We start from the raw sequence: 20,089 nt of genomic DNA, 5'->3' as shown, positions 1-20,089 counted from the left end.
AGCGGATGGGGATGGAGCCTTCCGGGGCGCGAGATCAGAAATGGCCGGTCTCGACTGATCCGAGGCCGGCCATTTCCGTGGTCCGCTAGTTGGGCAGCGGTGAGCCGCCCCGGTCGCTCAGCATCCTGGTCAGCAGGCCGGTCTCGGCGCGCTGGCCCTCCTGGATCTTGCGGGCCAGGTTGCGCACGTAGTCGGCCCTCGCGTGGTCCGCCGCGTACGACGCCATCTCCAGCCCGCCCTGGTGGTGGCGGAGCATGAGCTGGAGGAAGTAGACGTTGAACTCCTTGCCCTGCAGGCCGCGGAGCTTGGCCAGTTCCTCGCTCGTCGCCATCCCGGGCATCAGGTCGACGCCCGCGCCGCCGCCGTGGGAGTGGGCGGTGGCCATCCAGCGCATGTGGGGCTGGTCCGTGGGGGCCAGGGTCGGCTGACCCCAGGCCGTCAGCCAGCCGCTGAACTGGCCGCTCTGGTCCAGCTGGGTCGACTCGATGTCGAAGGCCAGCTGGCGGACCTCGGCGTCGTCGCTGCGGTCCCTGGCCAGGCCCGCCATCGTGATGGCCTGCAGGTGGTGCACCCGCATGTCCTGGGAGAACCCGACGTCGATCGAGTCGGGGCCGGGGTGCTCGTCGTCACCGCCGACCGCGGCCAGGGTGATCAGCATGCCCGCGGCGGCGCCGACGAGCAGGACCACCAGGGCCGCGATCGCGTAGACGAGACCGGACCGGCGAGCCCCCTGGGTCGAGGGGAGCTCGCTGTCCTCCGGCTGTTCGGTCACTGCGACGACGGGACGGAGGTCGCGGAGGCGGGCGCCGGGGCCGATGCCGGGGCGGACCCGGGCGCGGAGACCGCGGTCGTCGGGATCATCGCGCCCTCGGAGGCCGCCGGGCTGGAACCCTTGCCGTCCATGGGGATCGCGTCCGCGCCGGGCTTCTCGGCGACGAACGGCGGCGGGTTGGACGGGTCGAACCCGGTCTGGTTGCTGTCGCAGCGGCCACCCGGCTCGGGGGTCAGGTAGCTGTTGGTCCGCAGCGACTTGATGAACTGGTCGACCCGCTCGTCATCGGCGCTGTCGACCTTGAGCTGGTGGCCCCACGACTGCAGCGAGATCGGCTTGTCCAGGCCGGGGTACGGCGACATCACCATGTACGGCTTGCCGTCCACCCGCGTCTTCAGCTTGTCCAGCTGCTCGCCCTGCACCTTGTCCGGGTTGTAGGCGATCCACACCGACCCGTGCTCGAGCGCGTGCACCATGTTCTCGTTGCGCACCGCCGACGGGTACACCACACCGGAGCAGTCGGCCCACACGCCGTCGTGCGGCCCGCCGAAGGGCGGGCTCTGGTCGTAGGCGACCCGCTGGGTGGCCTCGACGTGCTGGCCGGAGGTGTACTTGATCCGCAGCACCCCGTTGATGTTCTCCGACGGGTCCTTGTTGTCGTCGGAGGCGGTGAACTCCTTGGCCGCGTTGATCTTGACGAAGGCGTAGGTGAACACCCCGCCCGCCAGCAGCGCGATGGCGGTGATGCCCGCGATCAGCCCCCAGGGCGCGCCCTTCTTGGACACCACGGACGAGCGCGCGGCCTTGACCGCGTCCACGCCGCCCTTGCCCCCCTTGGGGCCGTTCTTCTTCGTTCCGCTGGCCATGCCGTCCCTCGGACCCTCGCGTCGGCTCCCCGCTGCAGGGGACGCACCAGGTGGGTGCGGTGGCCAAGTCTAGGGAACCGGTGTCTGGTGGGTGTCAACGGCCACGTGAACCGGCTGGTCAGCCGACCCGAACGGGAAAACGGGAACGGGTCAGGACCCGCCGCCGACCGGCACCGCGTCGGGCCCCGGCGGCGTCGGGTCGAACGGCGGCGGGTTGTCCTGGCTGAACGCCTCCGGGTCCGCCTCGTCGCAGCGCGCGCCCGCCTCGGGGGCCAGGTCCGGGTTGCCGCGGGTGGCGGTGATGAACTGGTCGATGCGCGGGTCGTCGACCCCGTCGACCTGCACCTGCCTGCCCCACGCCTGCACCGACACCGCCGTCGGCTGGCCCGGGTAGGGCGAGAGCACCGAGTACGGCTGGCCGTCGACCTTCTTGACCAGCGTGGCGAGGTCGGCGTCCTTGACCTTCTTCGGGTCGTAGGTCAGCCACACGGCGCCGTGCTCGAGCGAGTGCACGACGTTCTCCGTGCGCACCGCCTTCTTGTAGACGACACCGTTGCACGGGGCCCACAGCTGGTCGTGCGGGCCGCCCAGCGGGGGCGTGTGGTCGTAGGCGACCCGCTGGGGGCTCTTCACGTGCTGGCCCGCCTTGTACTTCAGCGACAGCACGCCCTTGATCCGCGCCGTCGGGTCGGCCTTGCCCCCCGACGTGGTGGGCTCCTCGCTCGATCCGCTCGCCCGCGGGTCCGCGGCCCGGGTCCCACCGGGGACGGTCTCCCCGTTCGTGGTGCTCGAACAGCCGACGAGCAGCAGGCAGGCGGCACCGAGCGCGAGCCGTCGCGCGTAGCGAATCATGCGGCTGAGTGTATGGACCCGCAGGCTCCGCCGGGACCCCGCTACCTAGACTTGCCCGGTGACCCCTGCCGCGCTCGCTGACCTGGTCCGTTCCGCCGCCGTGCGGGCGCTGGGCGCGCGCGGGCTCGATCCGGGCGCCGTCCCCGCCGAGATCACCGTCACCCGTCCGCGTGATCCGGCGCACGGCGACTACGCCACGGCCGTCGCGCTGCGGGTGGCCGGTCCGGTCGGCGCGGACCCCCGCGAGGTCGCGGGCTGGCTGGCCGACCTGCTCGACGCCGACGCCGCCGTGGCCGCCGCCGAGGTCGCGGGCCCGGGGTTCGTCAACCTCCGCCTCGCCGCGGCCGTGGACCACGACGCGGTGCGCCGGGTGCTCGCCGAGGGCCCCCGCTACGGCGTCGGCGACCGCACCCCGGACGACTTCCACCCCCGCGCCGCGCCCACCGCCGCGCAGACCGCCGCCGTCGGCGCCGAGACCGCCCGCTACGCCGCGCTGAACACGAACAAGTCCACTGTGGACATCGACCCGGCCGTCTGGGGCAAGCGGACGGACAGCAACCCGCTCTTCCGCGTCCAATACGCACACGCGCGGCTGGTCTCGCTGTCCCGCAACGCTTCCGACCTCAATGTCACACCTTCCACAGGGGACCTCGAACTCCTCGACCGGCCCGCCGAGCGCGCGCTCGCCCGGCTGCTGGCCGAGTTCCCGGACGTGGTCGCGCACCGCGAACCGCACCGGCTCACCCACCACCTGGACGACGTCGCCGACGCCGTGCGCGGACCGGTCACCGACCGCGCGCTGCCGATCGGCGACGAGGAGCCGGGCCCGACCCACGGCGCGCGGCTCGCGCTGTGCGCCGCAGCCCGCCAGGTCCTGGCCACCGGCCTGGGACTGCTCGGCACCACCGCACCGGAACGGATGTAGGTCAACGATGAGGGCACACCCGGCGGGTCCGCGGCACGCGGAAGTCCTGCCGCCCACCAGCACCGCGGCCGAACGGCCCACCACCGCGGCCGCGCTCGACGGGCTCGTCCCGGCGGTCTGGCCGCGCAACGCCGCCAGAGCCGACGACGGCGCCGTGCGGATCGCGGGCGTCGACGTGCGCGAGCTGGCCGCCACCCACGGCACACCGCTGTTCGTCGTCGACGAGGACGACTTCCGCGCCCGCTGCCGCGAGCACGCCGCCGCGTTCGGCGACCCGGCCCTGGTGCACTACGCCTCCAAGGCGTTCCTCTCCGTCGAGATCGCCCGCTGGGTCGCCGACGAGGGCCTGAGCATCGACGTGTGCAGCGGCGGCGAGCTGGCCGTGGCGCTGCGCGCGCAGTTCCCGCCCGAGCGGATCACCCTGCACGGCAACAACAAGTCCACCGACGAGCTGGCCCAGGCGCTGGACGCCGGGGTCGGCGCGATCGTGGTCGACTCGTTCTTCGAGATAGCCCGGCTCGACCAGCTGGCCCGCGAGCGCGGCAAGGTCGCCGACGTGCTGATCCGGGTGACCGTCGGCGTCGAGGCGCACACCCACGAGTTCATCGCGACCGCGCACGAGGACCAGAAGTTCGGCTTCTCGCTGGCCGGTGGCGCCGCCGCCGAGGCCGCCCGCCGGGTGCTCAAGTCCGGCGGCCTGCGCCTGGTCGGCCTGCACAGCCACATCGGCTCGCAGATCTTCGACGCCGACGGCTTCGAGGTCGCCGCGCACCGGGTCATCGGCCTGCTCGCCGAGCTGCACGCCGAGCACGGCGCCGAGCGCCTCGCCGACCTCACCACCGTCGACCTCGGCGGCGGCCTGGGCATCGCCTACACCGCCCAGGACGACCCACCGCCCCCGCAGTGGCTGGCCGACCAGCTGCGCACCATCGTCACCAAGGAGTGCGAGCAGGCCGGGCTGCCGCTGCCGCGCATCGCCGTCGAGCCCGGCCGGGCCATCGTCGGACCGGGCACCGTGACGCTCTACGAAGTCGGCACCACCAAGGACGTCTCGCTCGGCCACGGCACCGGCCGCCGCTACGTCAGCGTCGACGGCGGCATGAGCGACAACATCCGCACCGCCCTCTACGACGCCCTCTACGACGTGCGCCTGGTCTCGCGCTCCAGCGCCGAGGGGGAGCGCGGCGACGAGGCCGTGCTGTCCCGAGTGGTGGGCAAACACTGTGAGTCCGGTGACGTTGTGGTGCGAGACTGCTGGCTTCCGGACAACCTTGCTCCCGGTGACCTGCTGGCGGTGGCCGCGACCGGCGCCTACTGCTACTCGATGGCGAGCAACTACAACCGGCTGCCCCGGCCCGCCGTGGTGGCCGTGCGCGACGGCGCGGCGCGGCTGCTGCTGCGCCGGGAGACCGTGGACGACCTGCTGAGACTGGAGACCGAGTGAATTCGGCGGCGAGCGTGACTGCCAAACCCATCCGGGTCGCCCTGCTCGGCTGCGGCACCGTCGGCACCCAGATCGTCCGGCTGCTCACCGAGCAGGCCGACGAGCTGGCCGCCCGGGTCGGCACCCGGGTGGAACTGGTCGGCATCGCGGTGCGCAGGCCGAACAAGCACCGCGAGGTGCCCGCCGAGCTGCTCACCACCGACGCGGCCGGGCTGGTCGCGAGCCCCGACGTGGACGTCGTGGTCGAGGTCATCGGCGGCATCGAGCCCACCCGCACCTGGCTGCTGGCCGCGCTGACCGCGGGCAAGTCCGTGGTCACCGCGAACAAGGCGCTGCTGGCCGAGCACGCCGGGGAGCTGTTCGAGGCCGCCGACGCCAGCGGCGCCGACCTCTACTTCGAGGCCGCCGTCGCCGGTGCCATCCCGCTGCTGCGCCCGCTGCGCGAGTCGCTGGCGGGCGACCGGATCACCCGGGTCATGGGCATCGTCAACGGCACCACCAACTTCATCCTCTCGGCCATGGACGAGACCGGGGCGGGCTACGCCGAGACCCTCGACGAGGCGTCCCGGCTGGGCTACGCCGAGGCCGACCCGACCGCCGACGTGGACGGCTTCGACGCCGCGTCCAAGGCCGCCATCCTGGCCTCGCTGGCCTTCCACACCCGGGTCACCGCGGGCGACGTCTACCGCGAGGGCATCTCCGCGGTCACCTCCGCCGACTTCGCCGCCGCCCGCGCGCTCGGCCGCACCATCAAGCTGCTGGCCATCTGCGAGCGCGTCTTCACCACCGGCGAGGACGGCGCGCCCGAGGAGTCCGTCGCGGTGCGCGTGCACCCGGCGATGATCCCCCGGAGCCACCCGCTGGCCGGGGTCAGCGGCGCGTTCAACGCGGTCTTCGTGGAAGCCGAGGCCGCCGGTCAGCTCATGTTCTACGGGCAGGGAGCGGGCGGTGCACCCACCGCCAGCGCCGTGCTCGGCGACCTGGTGGCGGTAGCCCGCAACCGGGTCGTCGGCGGGCGCGGACCGCGCGAGTCGGCCTACGCCGACCTGGCGGTGCGCCCGATCGCGCAGGCCTCGACCAGGTACCACATCAGCCTGGACGTCGCGGACCGCGCGGGCGTGCTGGCGGCGGTCGCCGCCGAGTTCGCCCAGCACGAGGTCAGCATCGCCGCGGTGCGCCAGGAAGGGCGCGCCACCGACGCCAGCCTCGTGATCGTCACCCACTCGGCACCGGACGCCGCGCTACGCTCCACAGTGGACAAGGTAGCGGGGCTGCCGTTCGTGCACGACGTGGTCAGCGTGATGCGGGTCGAAGGCGAGGACTCATGACCATCCCCACCGATGTGCGGCCGGGCTGGCCGGGCATCATCCAGGCGTACCCGGACCGGATCACCATCCCACCCGGCGCGAAGGTGATCAGCCTCGGCGAGGGCAACACGCCCCTGCTGCCCGCGCCGTACCTGTCCGAGCGCACCGGCTGCGCCGTCTACCTCAAGGTCGAGGGCCACAACCCGACCGGGTCGTTCAAGGACCGCGGCATGACCGTGGCCATCACCCACGCCCTGGCCAACGGCATGGAGGCGGTCATCTGCGCCTCCACCGGGAACACCTCGGCCTCGGCGTCGGCCTACGCCGCCCGCGCGGGCCTGACCTCGGCGGTACTGGTGCCCCGCGGCAAGGTCGCCCAGGGCAAGCTCGCGCAGGCCGTGGCCTACGGCGCCCGCGTGCTGCAGATCGACGGCAACTTCGACGACTGCCTCGAACTGGCCCGCAAGACCTCCGCCGAGTATCCGATCGGCCTGGTCAACTCGGTCAACCCGGTGCGGCTGGTCGGGCAGAAGAGCGCCGCGTACGAGATCTGCGACGTGCTCGGCCGCGCGCCGGACATCCACTGCCTGCCCGTCGGCAACGCGGGCAACATCACCGCGTACTGGCGCGGGTACCGCGACTACGCCGAGGACGGCATCATCCCGGCCACGCCGCGGATGTTCGGCTTCCAGGCCGCGGGTGCCGCGCCGATCGTGCGCGGCGAGCCCGTGCCCAACCCGGAGACCATCGCCACCGCCATCCGCGTCGGCAGCCCGGCCTCCTGGGCCGGTGCGGTCGCCGCGCGCGACGAGTCCGGCGGCTTGATCGACGCGGTCACCGACGAGCAGATCCTCGAGGCGTACCGGCTGCTGCCGGTGCGCGAGGGCGTGTTCGTCGAGCCCGGGTCGGCGGCCAGCGTCGCGGGCCTGCTCGCGGTCGCCGCCGACGGCCGCCTGCCGCGGGGGTCCGTCGTCGTCTGCACGGTCACCGGCCACGGCCTCAAGGACCCGGACACCGCGCTGGACGGGCTCGTCGAGGTCGAACCGGTCCCGGTCGACGCCTCGGCGGTCGCCTCCGCGCTGGACCTCACGTGAGCGCAGGGGTCGCGGGGGTGCGCGTCCGCGTCCCCGCCTCCTCGGCCAACCTGGGCGCCGGGTTCGACGCCCTAGGCCTCGCGCTGGGCCTCCACGACGTCGTGGAGGTCCGGCGCACCCCGAACCCGGGCTTGGTCGTCCGGGTCTCCGGCGAGGGCGCCGAGGACGTGGCGCTCGACGAGAGCCACCTGGTCGTGCGGGCCCTGCTCGCGGCCTGCTCCCGGCTCGACACCGCCCCCGGCGGCCTCGAGCTGACCTGCGCGAACGCCATCCCGCACGCGCGCGGCCTCGGCTCGTCGGCCGCCGCCGTCGTGGCCGGGATCGCCGCCGGGTACGGCCTCGCGGGCGTCGCGCTGACCGGCGCCGCGCTCGACGACGCGCTGCACCTGGCCGCCGAGTTCGAGGGCCACGCGGACAACGTCGCGGCCAGCCTGCTCGGCGGGCTCGTCCTGGCCTGGTGCGAGGAGTCGGACGGCGACCGGCGGTTCCGCGCCGCGCGCGTCGAACCGCACCCGGACCTGCGGCCGGTCGCGATCGTCCCGCGGGAGCAGTCGGCCACCCACGTGACCAGGGGCCTGCTGCCCGAGGTCGTGCCGCACGCGGACGCCGCGTTCGCCGCGGGCCGGGCCGCGCTGGCCGTGCACGCGGTCTCCGCGCGGCCGGACCTGCTGCTGCCCGCCACCGCGGACTCGCTGCACCAGGACTACCGCGAGAAGGCGTGGCCGGACTCGCTGCGCGTGGTGCGCGCGCTGCGCGCGCACGGTGTCGCGGCGGCGATCTCGGGCGCCGGGCCGACGGTCTTGGCCCTCACGGCGGGTACCGCGCTACCCCAAGCGGTCGATCTGGGCGGCTTCACCGTTCTGCCGCTGCCGCTCGACCGTACGGGTGTAGTGGTGGACCCACTCGGCTGAACCGGAATACCCGACGTCACCGAGGCGTTGTGCCATCCGGGTCACGTCACTCGGGACACGAGTGACTCAGATCACCGCGCCACGCCGGGAAACGGGGGCGACGCGCTGTGAGCCGGTTGTTGCACGTCGAGTGACGGCCGTCTACCCTCGGGGGCGTTCAGTCACCGCGCGCACGGGCGCCCGGTGTCGTTCCCGGGGATTCTTCCCGGGTCGCGCATCATCTGCCGGAGATTCGGCTCCGTCCTTGCCAAGGTCGAGAGTCGGGGCTCCCAGGTACCCGACGACCGTGGTGACCAGATGCTCCCCGTTTGGCGACCGGGTCGCCCGGTGGCCGTGCCACGGCCACCCCCGTGCCCCGACCTGCTGGGTCAGGGGCGCAGCCACGCCATCTCGCGTTCCGACGGGTGGCGGTCCGCTGGTCCGCGTTGGAGGCGGGGACCGGTCAGGAAGGACATGTGTGAGCAATACCGATCTACTGAGCAGCGACGCCGAGTCGCAGGTCCCCGCTGAGAAGGCCGCGGGCAACGGCACGACCAAGCGCCGCGCGGGCCTGTCCGGCATGGTCCTGGCCGAGCTGCGCGAACTCGCGGGTCAGCTGGGCATCGCCAGCACCACGGGCATGCGCAAGGGCGACCTGATCGCGGCCATCAAAGAGCGGCAGGGCGGGGGCTCGGGCGGAGCCACCGCGCAGCAGCTGCCCCTCAACGGCACCGACGCGCCCGCGCCGACCAAGGCGCGGCGCACCGCGGCGAAGGCCGAGCAGCCCGCCGAGGTCCGGCCGACCGAGGTCGCCCCGGCGCCGCCGGTCGCCGCCGAGGCCGCGCCGGAGTCCCGGGCCGCCGAGGGCGGCCGGGAGAGCCGTCGCCGCCGGGCCAGCCGGGCCGCGGGCAGCCCCGAGGGCGCCGCGCCCGCCGCGCAGCCGCAGGCCACCACCGCGCCGACCGCGCCCGCCGAGGCGGAGCGGCAGCCGGAGGCGCGCCCGGCGCGCACCGACGAGCGCCCGCAGGGCGAGCGCGGTGACCGCAGGCGCGACCGCAACGACCGGGGTGACCGGGGCGACCGCCAGGACCGGGGTGACCGCAACGACCGCGGTGACCGCCAGGACCGGGGCGACCGCAACGACCGCAACAACGACCGCGGTGACCGCGGCGACCGCAACAACGACCGGGGCGACCGCCAGGACCGCGGTGACCGCAACGACCGCGGTGACCGGGGCAACCGGCAGGACCGCCACGACCGCGGTGACCGCAACGACCGCAACGACCGGCAGCAGGACAACCGCGCCACCGGTCCGGACGACGACGACGAGGACGGCGGCGGTCGCCGCGGTCGCCGGTTCCGCGACCGCAGGCGTCGCGGTGGCCGCGTCGAGGGCGGCGGTGGCGGCCAGAACGACACCGAGGTGCGCGAGGACGACGTCCTGCTGCCCGTCGCCGGTGTCCTGGACGTGCTGGAGAACTACGCGTTCGTCCGCACCTCGGGCTACCTGGCGGGCTCCAACGACGTCTACGTCTCGCTGTCGCTGGTCCGCAAGCACGGGCTGCGCCGCGGCGACGCCATCACCGGCCTGGTCCGCCAGCCGCGCGAGGGCGAGCAGCAGCGGCAGAAGTTCAACCCGCTGGTGCGGGTGGAGTCGGTCAACGGGCTGGAGCCGGACCAGGCGCGCAACCGCCCCGAGTTCACCAAGCTCACCCCGCTCTACCCGAACGAGCGACTCCGCCTGGAGACCGAGCCGCACATCCTCACCACCCGCGTCATCGACCTGGTGATGCCGGTCGGCAAGGGGCAGCGCGCGCTCATCGTCTCGCCGCCCAAGGCAGGCAAGACCTCGGTGCTGCAGGCGATCGCGAACGCGATCACCACCAACAACCCCGAGATCTACCTGATGGTCGTGCTCATCGACGAGCGGCCGGAAGAGGTCACCGACATGCAGCGGTCGGTCAAGGGCGAGGTCATCGCCTCGACCTTCGACCGCCCGCCGGGCGACCACACCTCCGTCGCGGAGCTGTCCATCGAGCGCGCCAAGCGCCTGGTGGAGATGGGCCACGACGTGGTGGTGCTGCTCGACTCGATCACCCGCCTCGGCCGCGCGTACAACCTCGCGGCCCCGGCCTCCGGCCGGATCCTGTCCGGTGGTGTCGACTCGACGGCGCTGTTCCCGCCGAAGCGCTTCCTCGGCGCGGCGCGCAACATCGAGGGTGGCGGCTCGCTGACCATCTTCGCCACCGCGCTGGTCGAGACCGGCTCCGCCGGTGACACGGTGATCTTCGAGGAGTTCAAGGGCACCGGCAACGCCGAGCTCAAGCTCGACCGCAAGATCGCCGACAAGCGCATCTTCCCGGCGGTGGACGTCGACCCGTCCAGCACCCGCAAGGAGGAGCTGCTGCTCTCGCCCGACGAGCTGGCGGTCACCGTCAAGCTGCGCCGGGTGCTGCACGCGCTCGACAGCCAGGCCGCCATCGAGCTGCTGCTCGACCGGCTGCGCAAGTCCCGTACCAACATCGAGTTCCTGATGCAGGTGGCCAAGACCACCCCCCAGGGGAACGACGACTAGTACGGCGTCAGTCGAACTCCACACGGCCGAGTCCCCGCGCGCGCCAAGCGTGCGGGGACTCGGCCGTTTCGGCCGCCGGTACCGGTGCCCCCGGGGGCGTCGGTGCGGGAACCGGTACCGGCGGAGGAGGTGGCGTTCGGGTGCCGCGCAGCCGCGCGCCGCCCGCGGCGATCGCGGCGGCGGCCGGGACGCCGACGCCCACCGCCCACGCGGCGGGCACGGCGACGTGGCCGACGAACAGCCCGGCGGCGAACCACACCGCCGGGTAGGGCAGCGCCAGCGCCGCGCGCTGCCCGGCCGTGCGCCAGGGCACCGCGCCCGCCAGCACCCCCGCGGTGGCCGCGGCTGCGCCGAAGACCCCGCTGGAGAGCGGGACGGCCCAGGTGGACCCGAGCAGGAGCCCCCCGAGGCCGGTGAGCCCGAGCACGGCCGCGATGAACAGCAGGGGCACCGCGAGCCAGACCGGGACCGGCAGCGGGGTGCCGATGGCGCAGCGCACGCGCCCAGTGTGGGAGGCGGCCGGGGGGTTGTTCGACGGCGCGTTCGAGGGCCGTCGGCGAGCGGCCAAAGGGGTGCGGCGGGAGGTCGAGTACACCGGACGAACGGCGGGGGAATACCTGGTCGGGCGACCGCGTTGCAGCCCGTGCCAGGCCTTCTGGCACACTGTCAGGTCGAGTCCGGCACCGGTTCACCTCCGTCGAGAGCCATCGACGCGAGGACCCGGCGGCCATTGATCGAGAGGCGACCACCGTGAAGAACGGCATCCACCCCGAGTACGTCACCACCGAGGTGACCTGCGGCTGCGGGAACAGCTTCACCACGCGCAGCACCAAGTCTTCCGGCAGCATCTTCGTCGAGGTCTGCTCGGCTTGCCACCCGTTCTACACCGGCAAGCAGAAGATCCTCGACACCGGCGGCCGGGTCGCGCGCTTCGAGGCCCGCTACGGCAAGCGGACCAAGACCGCCAAGTAGCTCCGCAGACGGCGCCCACCCGGGATCTCGGGTGGGCGCCGTTCGCGTGTTCCCACTCCGCCACACCCCCGGGAGGTGCCCGTCGTGGACTCGACCAAGCTGGGCGAACTGCGCGCCGAGCACGCCGAGCTGGAGGTCGCGCTCGCGGACCCGTCCGTGCACGCCGACCAGGACCGGGCCCGCAGGCTGGGCCGCCGCTACGCCGAGCTGACGCCGGTGGTCAAGGCCGCCCGCGAGCTCGACGGCGCGCGCGCGGACCTGGAGGCGGCCAGGGAGCTGGCCGCCGAGGACGCCGCGTTCGCCGCCGAGGCCGACGAGCTGGCCGCGCGGATCCCCGCGCTGGAGACCAAGCTGACCGAGCTGCTGCTGCCCCGCGACCCGCACGACGCCGCGGACGTGCTGCTGGAGGTCAAGTCCGGCGAGGGCGGCGAGGAGTCCGCGCTGTTCGCGGGCGACCTGCTGCGCATGTACCTGCGCTACGCCGAGCGCCACGGCTGGAAGGCCGAGGTGCTCAACGGCACCGAGTCCGACCTGGGCGGCTTCAAGGACGTCACGGTCGCCATCAAGAGCAAGGGCTCCGACCCGGACGGCGTGTGGGCCCGGCTCAAGTTCGAGGGCGGCGTGCACCGCGTGCAGCGCGTCCCGGTCACCGAGTCGCAGGGCCGCATCCACACCTCGGCCGCGGGTGTCCTGGTGGTGCCGGAGATCGAGGACACCGCCGACTTCGAGGAGATCCCGGACAAGGACCTGCGGGTCGACGTGTACCGGTCCTCCGGCAAGGGCGGCCAGAGCGTCAACACGACCGACTCGGCGGTGCGCATCACGCACCTGCCCACCGGCATCGTGGTGTCCTGCCAGAACGAGCGCTCGCAGCTGCAGAACAAGGCCCGCGCCATGCAGGTCCTGCGCGCCCGGCTGATGGCGGCGGCGGAGGAGGAGGCGGCCAAGCAGGCGTCCGACGCCCGCCGCAGCCAGATCCGCACGGTCGACCGCTCGGAGCGCGTGCGCACGTACAACTTCCCGGAGAACCGCATCTCCGACCACCGGGTCGGCTTCAAGGCGCACAACCTCGAAGCGGTGCTCGACGGCGACCTGGACGCGGTGCTCGACGCGCTCGCCGACGCCGACCGCGCCGACCGCCTGGCGGGCTCAACCGGCTGAGAGGTGCGATGGTGGGGAACATGACCAGACAGCCCCTCCGGGTCGCGATCCTGGAAGCCGAGCGCATCCTCACCGAGGCCGGTGTCGCGTCGCCGCGCACCGACGCGGAACTGCTGGCGGCGCACGTCCTGGGCGTCGCGCGGGGCAAGCTGGTGCTCGTGCCCCTGGTCGACCCCTCGACCGTGGACGCCATCGGCAAGCTCGTGGCCCGCCGGGCCAAGCGCGAGCCGCTGCAGCACCTGGTCGGCGAGGCCCACCTCGGCCCGATCGCGCTGGCGGTGGGCCCGGGGGTGTTCGTCCCGCGCCCCGAGACCGAGCTGCTGTACGAGTGGGGCGTGTCGGTGCTGGCCAGCCGCGCCGCGCCGGTCATCGTGGACCTGTGCACCGGCTCCGGCGCGCTGGCGCTGGCGCTGGCGCACGCGCGGCCGGACGCGGTCGTGCACGCGGTGGACGTCGACCCGACCGCCCTGGCGTGGACGCGGAAGAACGCGGAGGTCCGCGTGGCCGCGGGGGACACGCCGATCCGGCTGCACGCCGCGGACGTGACGGACCCGGACCTGTTGGTGGACCTGGAAGGCAAGGTCGACCTGCTGGTCTGCAACCCGCCGTACGTCCCGGAGGGGACGGAGGTGCCGACCGAGGTGTCCGACCACGACCCGCGGCACGCGGTCTTCTCCGGTGCGGACGGCTTGGACGTCATCCGGCACGTGGTCGCCGCGGCCGCGAGGCTGCTCGCGCCCGGCGGCTGGGTGGGCATCGAACACGATGACACGCACGGGGAATCGGTGCCGGAGCTGCTCGCCACCCGGCGGGTGTTGTCCGAAGTGGACGATCGAGTTGATTTGGCGGGCCGAGCCCGCTTCGCCGTGGCGCGTCGCCGCGATTCCTGACGCGCCAACGGAACGCCACCAAAACCCCGCCGCAGCGCTCGAAAAGTCGCGCCTGGACCACGAGAGAACGCGACCACGCTGGGTCGAGACGTCCGCGTCCAAGACCACGGGACCGCCCGCTGAGCCGCACCTGAGCAGCGGTCTACGGCGTGGCGTTGTCGACCATGGTGTCGTAGACGGGCTTGGTGTCGGACCACCGTGCGCTCGTCGAGCTGGCGTACAGGACGTACTCGATCCCGCCGACCCGCCAGTACATCGAGTGCGCGCGCCGCCTGCCGGTGGGGGAGTCGTGCTCGAACTCCCAGTCCACCGCCTGCGTGCCGTGGTACGTCGTGGTGCCGAGGCTCAGCCGTGTGAAGTTCGGCTTGGCCGAGCCGAACGTCTTCTCGTACGCCACGTGCGATTCGACGATCCCCGCCGCGGGGGCCGCCGACCCCCCGTACCGCACGTACCGCCCCGGGTCGTCCGGGTCGGTCGCCTGCATCGCCCCCGGGCCACCCGACCGGGTGATCTTCCAGCCGCTCGGGATCGTGGTGACCAACCCGCCCGGGCCCGCTACCCGCTGGTAGCCCTCCGGTACCGGCATGGCCACCCGGGACGGCTTCGGGCTCGTCGTCGGTGTCGTCGGCTCCGGGGTCGGCGCGTCCGTGTAGACGTAGATCGGCGTCGACTGGGCCGTCGGGTCCGGGTCCTTGGGCGCGTTGAGCAGCACGGTGCCCACCGCCGCGCTCACGGCGGCGTAGGCGACGACGAGCGAGGACGCCAGCCAGCGCGAGCTGGGCTGGAGGCTGCGGCGTGGCGTGCGGCTGGTCGTGGTGACTCCCCGGTCGACGGCGTGGCGGGCCGGTATGGCCGATCGGTATGGCGTACCGAGGGTAGCGTGCCGCTCTGGGTGATCCAATGCTTCGCACATGGCAGGACGTCATCGCCAAGTGGCAGTTGGCCACGGGTGACGGTGACCACATCGACTACAACCTACCGCCCGGCGGTGGGAAAAGCGCCAACCACGTGGGTGGCGCCGACGCGCTCGCCGGTGGGCAGTTCGCCGCGGCCGCGCGGTCCGCGCTGCTCGCGGGCCGGTTGGACGAGGCGATAGCGGGGTTCGAGCAGGCCGCCGGGCTGCGCGCGCACCCGCACGACCAGGTGGGCATGGGTGACGTGCTGCTCGCCCGCGGCCGCTGGCGCACCGCCGCGCGGCACTACCGGGCGGCGGTCGAGCTGGACCCGGACAACGTCCTGGCCGTCCTCGGCATGTCCCAGGCCATGGTCGCCGGGAACGAGGCCGAGACGGCCGCCCGGGACCTCGAACGGCGCTTCGGCACGAGCACCGACCCGGTGCTGCGCTACTACCTCGCCAGCACCTGGGCCTCCGCCGGCGACCAGGCCCGGGCCCGCACCGACGACGAGGTCCTGGTCATCACCAGCGAGTACCAGCTCCGGCTCTGCGACCACGCGGCCCGCCGCGTGCTGCAGCTCGACGTCGACGACCACGAGCTGCGGCGCGGCGCCGAGCGGCTGCTCGCCGAGGTCCGCGCGGGCCGCAAGTGGCAGTGGCGGCCGGAGGGCATCGCGGTCAGCCTCGCCGTGCTCGCGGTGTCCCTCGGCCTGATCCTGGTCGCCGTCGGCGGCATCACCGGCAGCGTGGTGCTGGTCGTGCTCGGCATCGTGCTGGGCAGCGCCCTGCTGTTCCTCATCGTGGTGCGCTTCCGCAGGCAGGCCTGGGAGAGCCGGGCCCGGGTGCTCGCCGGGCGGATCACCCGGCGAGGCGCGTGACCGGTCGGTGACGGACACCGCTAGGCTCGCGCGGGTGACGGTCTACGACTGTGGAGAGCGCGGTCAGCGCGAGGACGGCCTCGGCGCGGCGGCCAGCGCGGTCCGCTCCGGTCGGGTCGTGGTCATCCCGACCGACACCGTGTACGGCATCGGCTGCGACGCCTTCTCCGCCACCGCGGTGGCCGGGCTGCTCGCGGCGAAGAACCGCGGCCCGGACATGCCGGTCGGCGTGCTGGTCGGCTCCTGGTCGACCATCGACGGCCTGGTGCTGTCGGTCCCGCACACCGCCCGCACGCTGATCGAGGCGTTCTGGCCGGGCGACCTGTCCATCGTGCTGCCGCACGCCCCGTCGCTGAACTGGGACCTCGGCCGCACCGGCGGCACCGTGATGGTGCGGATGCCGCTGCACCCGGTGGCCATCGAGCTGCTGCGCGAGGTGGGGCCGATGGCGGTCTCCAGCGCCAACCGCTCCGGGCAGCCGCCCGCGGCCACCGCCCTGGAGGCCGTCGAGCAGTTCGGCGACCTGGTCTCGGTCTACCTCGACGGCGGGCCGTCCGGCGACCCGGTGCCGTCCACCATCGTCGACCTCACCGGTGACGACCCCCTGGTGCTGCGCGAGGGCGCCGTCAGCCTGGCCAAGCTGCGCGAGGCGCTGGGCACCGAGGTCCGCACCGCCCGGTGAGGGCCGCCCCCGCCAGTGGCGGGGGCACACCATCCGCTGTGGACGTCGCAGCCGCGGTAGCCGAGAACGCGGTACCCGGTGGGGGACCAGTCCGCCCGCCGACGGAACCGAGCACGACCCGATCGAACCGCCGACGCGAGAAGGAGATGCGACCCGCCGTGCGCACGCCGCCCCGAGACCCGGTCCGCGCGGAGAGCGCCCGCGCGTGAGCCCGGCCGCCGACGCCCTCCCCTCGGTCCTCCCGGTCCGCGAGTACCTGCTGGTCGCGCTCGTCACCGCGGTGCTCACGTTCCTGCTCACCGGCCTGGTGCGGGTCTTCGCCATCCGCATCGGCGCGGTCGCCTACCCCCGCCAGCGCGACGTGCACGTGGTGCCCATGCCGCGGCTCGGCGGGCTGGCCATGTACCTGGGCATCTGCGGCGGCATGCTGCTGGCCCACCAGTTGCCGGTGCTGCGCCGGGCCTTCGACTACTCGCTGGACCCGGTCGCGGTGCTCATCGGCGGCGGCATCATCGTCGGCATCGGCATGCTCGACGACCGCTTCGAGTTGGACTCGCTGACCAAGCTGGCGGGCCAGACCACCTGCGCGGGCATCCTGGTGCTCTTCGGCATCCAGTGGTTCGTGCTGTGGGTGCCGTGGGGCGGCGAGCAGGGCGTGTTCGGCTCGGTGCTGATCCTGGACCAGAACCAGGGCAGCCTGCTGGCCATCCTGCTGGCCGTCACGATGATCAACGCGATCAACTTCGTGGACGGCCTGGACGGCCTGGCCTCGGGCGTCGGGCTGATCGCGGCGGCGTCGATCTGCGTGTTCTCCCTGCACCTGCTCGACCTGTCCGGCGGCGACATCGCCACGTACTCGCCCGCGCTCATCGCCGCCACCCTGGCCGGGGCCTGCCTGGGCTTCCTGCCGCACAACTTCCAACCCGCGCGCATCTTCATGGGCGACTCGGGGTCGATGCTGATCGGCCTGATGCTGGCCGCCGCGAGCACGACCGCCTCCGGCAAGCCGAACCCGTCGCTGTGGGGCGTCACCGACGCGATCGCCATCTTCTCGCCGCTGCTGATCGTCATGGCGGTGCTGTTCATCCCGGTGCTGGACCTGGCGATGGCCGTGGTCCGGCGCACCGCCAAGGGCGTCAGCCCGTTCTCGGCGGACAAGATGCACCTGCACCACCGCCTGCTGCAGATCGGCCACTCCCAGCGCCGCGCGGTCCTGCTGATCTACCTGTGGGCGGGCCTGTTCGCCTTCGGCGCCGTGGCCGTCACCCTCTTCGACGCGTCGGCGGTCATGTGGACGGTCGGCCTCGGCGTCCTCGTCGCGGTGATCGTCTCGGCCATCCCTAGACTGAGGTCACGATGAGCGAGCACAAACCCACCCCAGCGGCCGCCGCACCGGAAAACGCGGCGTCGACGGCACATGACGGGAGCGCGACGGCCGCGGAAAAGGTGTCGTCGGCCGAACCCGCCGCCGAGAGCGCGACCGAGGTCGAGCTGAACACCGTCCCCGCGCCCACCACGCACGCCCAGGCGCAGTTGCTGGTGGCCGACCAGATGTGGCGCGCGATGCGCTGGCCGGTGTTGGGCGCCTGGGTCGTCGGCGTCATCACCTGGACGGTGGTCGGCGGCTCTTCCGGGCTGTGGAGCTCGTTGGTCGGCGGTACCGTTGCGGGGTTGTCGAGCTTGGGCACGGTCCTGCTCGTGCGGCGCACCGTGAATCTGAACGTGCAGATGCTGCTGGTCGCCGCGCTCGGCGGGTTCGTGGTGAAGATGTTCGTGTTGCTGGTCACCCTCGTGCTGCTGCGTGCGGTCCCCGGAGTGCACGTGCTCGCGCTGGGTACCACGATGCTGGCCGTCGTTCTGGTCAGCGCGGCCGCCGAGACGATCTCGTTCCGCCGCACGAAGATCCCGACTTTGATCCTCCCGGCACAGGATTCGGGTCCGGCCGGCACCAGCGAGAACTGAAAGCAGTACGCCTGTACGGCCTCGGGAGCGGGGCTGATATGGTGCGCCCTGACGCCAGTGGCGGCGCCCGAGCCATTCACACTCCGGTGGGAAACCCAGCCGTGGCAGCCGCTGCTAGGTACCCCATGCGCGTCAGGTACGTTACGTCCTGATCGTGACGATTCCCCCGGCGGAGGACCCGACGCCGGCCGGGAGAACCGGAAGGAGCCCTGTGGGCAGGCTTGTGCTGGCGGAGGAAGGCACCTTCGTTCCTCCTGGCGCCAAGGACTTCGATCTTCCGCCGATCTTCGGCGACGTGACCAAGCCGATGGTGTTGATCGTCCTGTCGGTCATCATCATCCTGGCCTTCTTCCTGCTGGCCTCGCGCAAGTTGTCGGTGGTCCCCGGCAAGTTCCAGTTCCTCGCGGAGTCGGTGTACGACTTCGGCCGCAACAACATCGCGCGGGAACAGATCGGCTCGAAAGAGTTCAAGCCGTACGTACCCCTGATTCTCGGTTTGTTCACCTTCACCCTGGTGAACAACATCTTCGGCATCATCCCGATCATCCAGTTCCCGACGTTCTCGCACATCGGGTTCCCGCTCGCGCTGGCGCTGTTGATCGTCTTTCCCACTTACCACATCGTGGGCATGCGCAAGTTCGGTGTCGGCAAGTACCTGAAGAAGTCGGTCATGCCCGCGGGCATCCCGAAGCCGGTGTACTTCCTGCTGACCCCGATCGAGATCTTCCTGAAGTTCTTCATGGACCCGATCACCCTGGCCATCCGGGTGTTCGCGGCGATGTTCGCGGGTCACCTCATCCTGCTGGTGTTCACCCTCGGCGGTGAGTTCCTGCTGATCGAGGCCTCCGCGCCGCTCAAGCCGGTGTCGCTGGTCGCGTTCCTGATGGCGATCGCCATGACCTTCCTGGAAGCCCTGATCCAGGTGCTGCAGGCCTACATCTTCGCCCTGCTGTCCGCGGGCTACATCGGCTCCGCGCTCGCCGCCGAGCACTGAGTTTCAAGACCAAGCCCCGGTCCGTCCGCTTCGGACGGCCCGAGTCTGAAAGGGATAACGCACGTGTCTGCTGCTCTCATCCTCGCCCAGGCCGCCGAGACCACCTCGAACCCGCTCAACAAGGGTCTGGCCATGATCGGCTACGGCCTGGGTGCCATCGGCCCCGGCATCGGTGTCGGTCTGATCTTCGCCGCCGTCATCAACGGCACCGCCCGCCAGCCGGAGGCCGAAGGCAAGCTGCGTGGTCTGGGCTTCCAGACCTTCGTGCTCACCGAGGTGCTCGCCCTGATCGGCCTGGTTCTCTACTTCATCGCCTCCGCCTGACCCAGGTCCAGCGGACCAAGCTTTAGGGAGACGCTGTGGCGCTGTCGTCAACAGTCCTGTTCCTCGCGGAGGATGAGAAGGCCCCACTCCCGGTGGTGCCGCACATCTCCGAGGTCATCCTCGGCCTGATCGCCTTCGGCATCCTGGTCTGGGTCCTGGCCAAGTTCGTCACGCCCAAGTTCGAGGCGCTCTACGCCGAGCGCACCGCCAAGATCGAGGGTGGGATCGAGAAGGCCGAGCAGGCCCAGGTCGAGGCCGAAGCCGCGCTGCAGCAGTACAAGGCGCAGCTGGCCGAGGCCCGTGCCGAGTCCGCGCGCATCCGCGACGACGCGCGCGCCGAGGCCGAGCAGATCAAGGAAGAGCTGCGCGCCCAGGCCCAGGAGGAGTCCGCGCGCATCGTGGCCCAGGGCCAGGCGCAGTTGGAGGCCCAGCGGGCCCAGATCGTCGCGGAGCTGCGCGCCGAGCTGGGGCGCCAGGCCGTCGAACTGGCCAGCCGGGTGGTCGGCGAGTCCCTTGAGGACGAGGCGCGCCGCCGCGGCACCGTCGACCGGTTCCTCGCCGAGCTGGACTCGGTCTCCGCGACCGTGAAGAGCTAGGGGAATCCTT

The 20,089-nt window shown here is 72.5% G+C and carries 21 protein-coding genes; 16 read left to right on the top strand and 5 right to left on the bottom strand.

The features are described 5' to 3' along the window. Positions 1-85: 85 nt before the first annotated feature. The 3 genes from CLV40_RS25770 to CLV40_RS25760 form a co-directional block, all read right to left on the bottom strand. Positions 86-772 carry a DUF305 domain-containing protein gene (locus CLV40_RS25770; RefSeq protein ID WP_245931575.1) on the bottom strand — a complete coding sequence of 229 codons (687 nt, stop codon included), beginning with the start codon at positions 770-772 and terminating at the stop codon, positions 86-88. Then, on the bottom strand, positions 769-1,638 hold the full coding sequence (locus tag CLV40_RS25765) for a thioredoxin-like domain-containing protein (RefSeq protein ID WP_104481571.1): 870 nt from the start codon (positions 1,636-1,638) through the stop codon (positions 769-771). The genes CLV40_RS25770 and CLV40_RS25765 overlap by 4 nt, the downstream gene beginning before the upstream one ends. Before the next feature lie 150 nt (positions 1,639-1,788). Beyond that, complete coding sequence (locus CLV40_RS25760; protein WP_104481570.1) at positions 1,789-2,490, bottom strand: thioredoxin-like domain-containing protein; 702 nt, start codon at positions 2,488-2,490, stop codon at positions 1,789-1,791. A gap of 58 nt (positions 2,491-2,548) precedes the next feature. Between CLV40_RS25760 and CLV40_RS25755 the strand changes: the two genes are divergently transcribed. The 6 genes from CLV40_RS25755 (at position 2,549) to rho (ending at position 10,725) form a co-directional block, all read left to right on the top strand. Further along, positions 2,549-3,415, top strand: coding sequence for a DALR anticodon-binding domain-containing protein (locus tag CLV40_RS25755; RefSeq protein ID WP_104481569.1), 867 nt, complete (start codon positions 2,549-2,551; stop codon positions 3,413-3,415). A gap of 7 nt (positions 3,416-3,422) precedes the next feature. Beyond that, a complete protein-coding gene (gene lysA, locus CLV40_RS25750; RefSeq protein WP_104481568.1) occupies positions 3,423-4,859 on the top strand; it encodes a diaminopimelate decarboxylase in 1,437 nt (478 codons plus the stop codon). Between the two features lie 14 nt (positions 4,860-4,873). Beyond that, on the top strand, positions 4,874-6,187 hold the full coding sequence (locus CLV40_RS25745) for a homoserine dehydrogenase (RefSeq protein WP_181043741.1): 1,314 nt from the start codon (positions 4,874-4,876) through the stop codon (positions 6,185-6,187). Then, positions 6,184-7,260: a threonine synthase gene (gene thrC / locus CLV40_RS25740; RefSeq protein ID WP_104481566.1), complete on the top strand. Its 1,077-nt coding sequence runs from the start codon at positions 6,184-6,186 to the stop codon at positions 7,258-7,260. Before CLV40_RS25745 ends, thrC begins: the two co-directional genes overlap by 4 nt. Then, positions 7,257-8,171, top strand: coding sequence for a homoserine kinase (gene thrB / locus CLV40_RS25735; protein ID WP_104481565.1), 915 nt, complete (start codon positions 7,257-7,259; stop codon positions 8,169-8,171). The genes thrC and thrB overlap by 4 nt, the downstream gene beginning before the upstream one ends. Before the next feature lie 457 nt (positions 8,172-8,628). Beyond that, positions 8,629-10,725 (top strand): transcription termination factor Rho, encoded by a 2,097-nt coding sequence (rho, locus tag CLV40_RS25730; protein ID WP_104481564.1) that lies wholly within the window; start codon positions 8,629-8,631, stop codon positions 10,723-10,725. Positions 10,726-10,732: 7 nt separating this feature from the next. On the opposite strand, the gene CLV40_RS25725 is transcribed toward rho, so the two are convergent. Further along, positions 10,733-11,224, bottom strand: a complete 492-nt coding sequence (locus tag CLV40_RS25725) for a hypothetical protein (protein WP_104481563.1) — start codon at positions 11,222-11,224, stop codon at positions 10,733-10,735. A 251-nt stretch (positions 11,225-11,475) separates the two neighbouring features. On the opposite strand from CLV40_RS25725, the gene rpmE reads away from it, so the two are divergent. From rpmE to prmC, 3 genes are all read left to right on the top strand, one after another. Then, positions 11,476-11,697 carry a 50S ribosomal protein L31 gene (gene rpmE / locus CLV40_RS25720; protein WP_104481562.1) on the top strand — a complete coding sequence of 74 codons (222 nt, stop codon included), beginning with the start codon at positions 11,476-11,478 and terminating at the stop codon, positions 11,695-11,697. 84 nt (positions 11,698-11,781) lie between these two features. Beyond that, the gene (gene prfA / locus CLV40_RS25715) at positions 11,782-12,858 is read left to right on the top strand and encodes a peptide chain release factor 1 (protein WP_104481561.1); all 1,077 of its coding nucleotides are present in this window, start codon (positions 11,782-11,784) and stop codon (positions 12,856-12,858) included. A 20-nt stretch (positions 12,859-12,878) separates the two neighbouring features. Further along, a complete protein-coding gene (prmC, locus tag CLV40_RS25710) occupies positions 12,879-13,748 on the top strand; it encodes a peptide chain release factor N(5)-glutamine methyltransferase (RefSeq protein ID WP_104481681.1) in 870 nt (289 codons plus the stop codon). A 142-nt stretch (positions 13,749-13,890) separates the two neighbouring features. Here prmC and CLV40_RS25705 read toward each other — a convergent pair whose 3' ends face one another. Further along, on the bottom strand, positions 13,891-14,481 hold the full coding sequence (locus tag CLV40_RS25705) for a hypothetical protein (protein ID WP_104481560.1): 591 nt from the start codon (positions 14,479-14,481) through the stop codon (positions 13,891-13,893). A gap of 167 nt (positions 14,482-14,648) precedes the next feature. On the opposite strand from CLV40_RS25705, the gene CLV40_RS25700 reads away from it, so the two are divergent. The 7 genes from CLV40_RS25700 to CLV40_RS25670 all read left to right on the top strand — a co-directional run bounded on the left by CLV40_RS25700 (position 14,649) and on the right by CLV40_RS25670 (position 20,079). Continuing rightward, entirely contained in the window at positions 14,649-15,521 is an 873-nt protein-coding gene (locus CLV40_RS25700) for a tetratricopeptide repeat protein (RefSeq protein WP_104481559.1), read from the top strand. Between the two features lie 34 nt (positions 15,522-15,555). Beyond that, complete coding sequence (locus tag CLV40_RS25695) at positions 15,556-16,203, top strand: L-threonylcarbamoyladenylate synthase (protein WP_104481680.1); 648 nt, start codon at positions 15,556-15,558, stop codon at positions 16,201-16,203. Between the two features lie 205 nt (positions 16,204-16,408). Next, the gene (locus CLV40_RS25690) at positions 16,409-17,563 is read left to right on the top strand and encodes a glycosyltransferase family 4 protein (RefSeq protein ID WP_104481558.1); all 1,155 of its coding nucleotides are present in this window, start codon (positions 16,409-16,411) and stop codon (positions 17,561-17,563) included. Further along, positions 17,560-18,165: a Cg1360 family ATP-synthase-associated protein gene (locus CLV40_RS25685; protein ID WP_146108245.1), complete on the top strand. Its 606-nt coding sequence runs from the start codon at positions 17,560-17,562 to the stop codon at positions 18,163-18,165. Before CLV40_RS25690 ends, CLV40_RS25685 begins: the two co-directional genes overlap by 4 nt. 211 nt (positions 18,166-18,376) lie before the next feature. After that, complete coding sequence (atpB, locus tag CLV40_RS25680) at positions 18,377-19,159, top strand: F0F1 ATP synthase subunit A (protein ID WP_104481556.1); 783 nt, start codon at positions 18,377-18,379, stop codon at positions 19,157-19,159. A 63-nt stretch (positions 19,160-19,222) separates the two neighbouring features. Further along, on the top strand, positions 19,223-19,483 hold the full coding sequence (locus CLV40_RS25675; RefSeq protein WP_104481555.1) for an ATP synthase subunit c family protein: 261 nt from the start codon (positions 19,223-19,225) through the stop codon (positions 19,481-19,483). A gap of 41 nt (positions 19,484-19,524) precedes the next feature. Continuing rightward, a complete protein-coding gene (locus tag CLV40_RS25670) occupies positions 19,525-20,079 on the top strand; it encodes a F0F1 ATP synthase subunit B (protein WP_374066585.1) in 555 nt (184 codons plus the stop codon). Positions 20,080-20,089: the final 10 nt, after the last annotated feature.

The organism is Actinokineospora auranticolor, from assembly GCF_002934265.1.
Taxonomy (GTDB): domain Bacteria; phylum Actinomycetota; class Actinomycetes; order Mycobacteriales; family Pseudonocardiaceae; genus Actinokineospora; species Actinokineospora auranticolor.
Note: the sequence above shows the minus strand (reverse complement) of the source record. Positions and strands in the feature narration are given on the sequence as shown.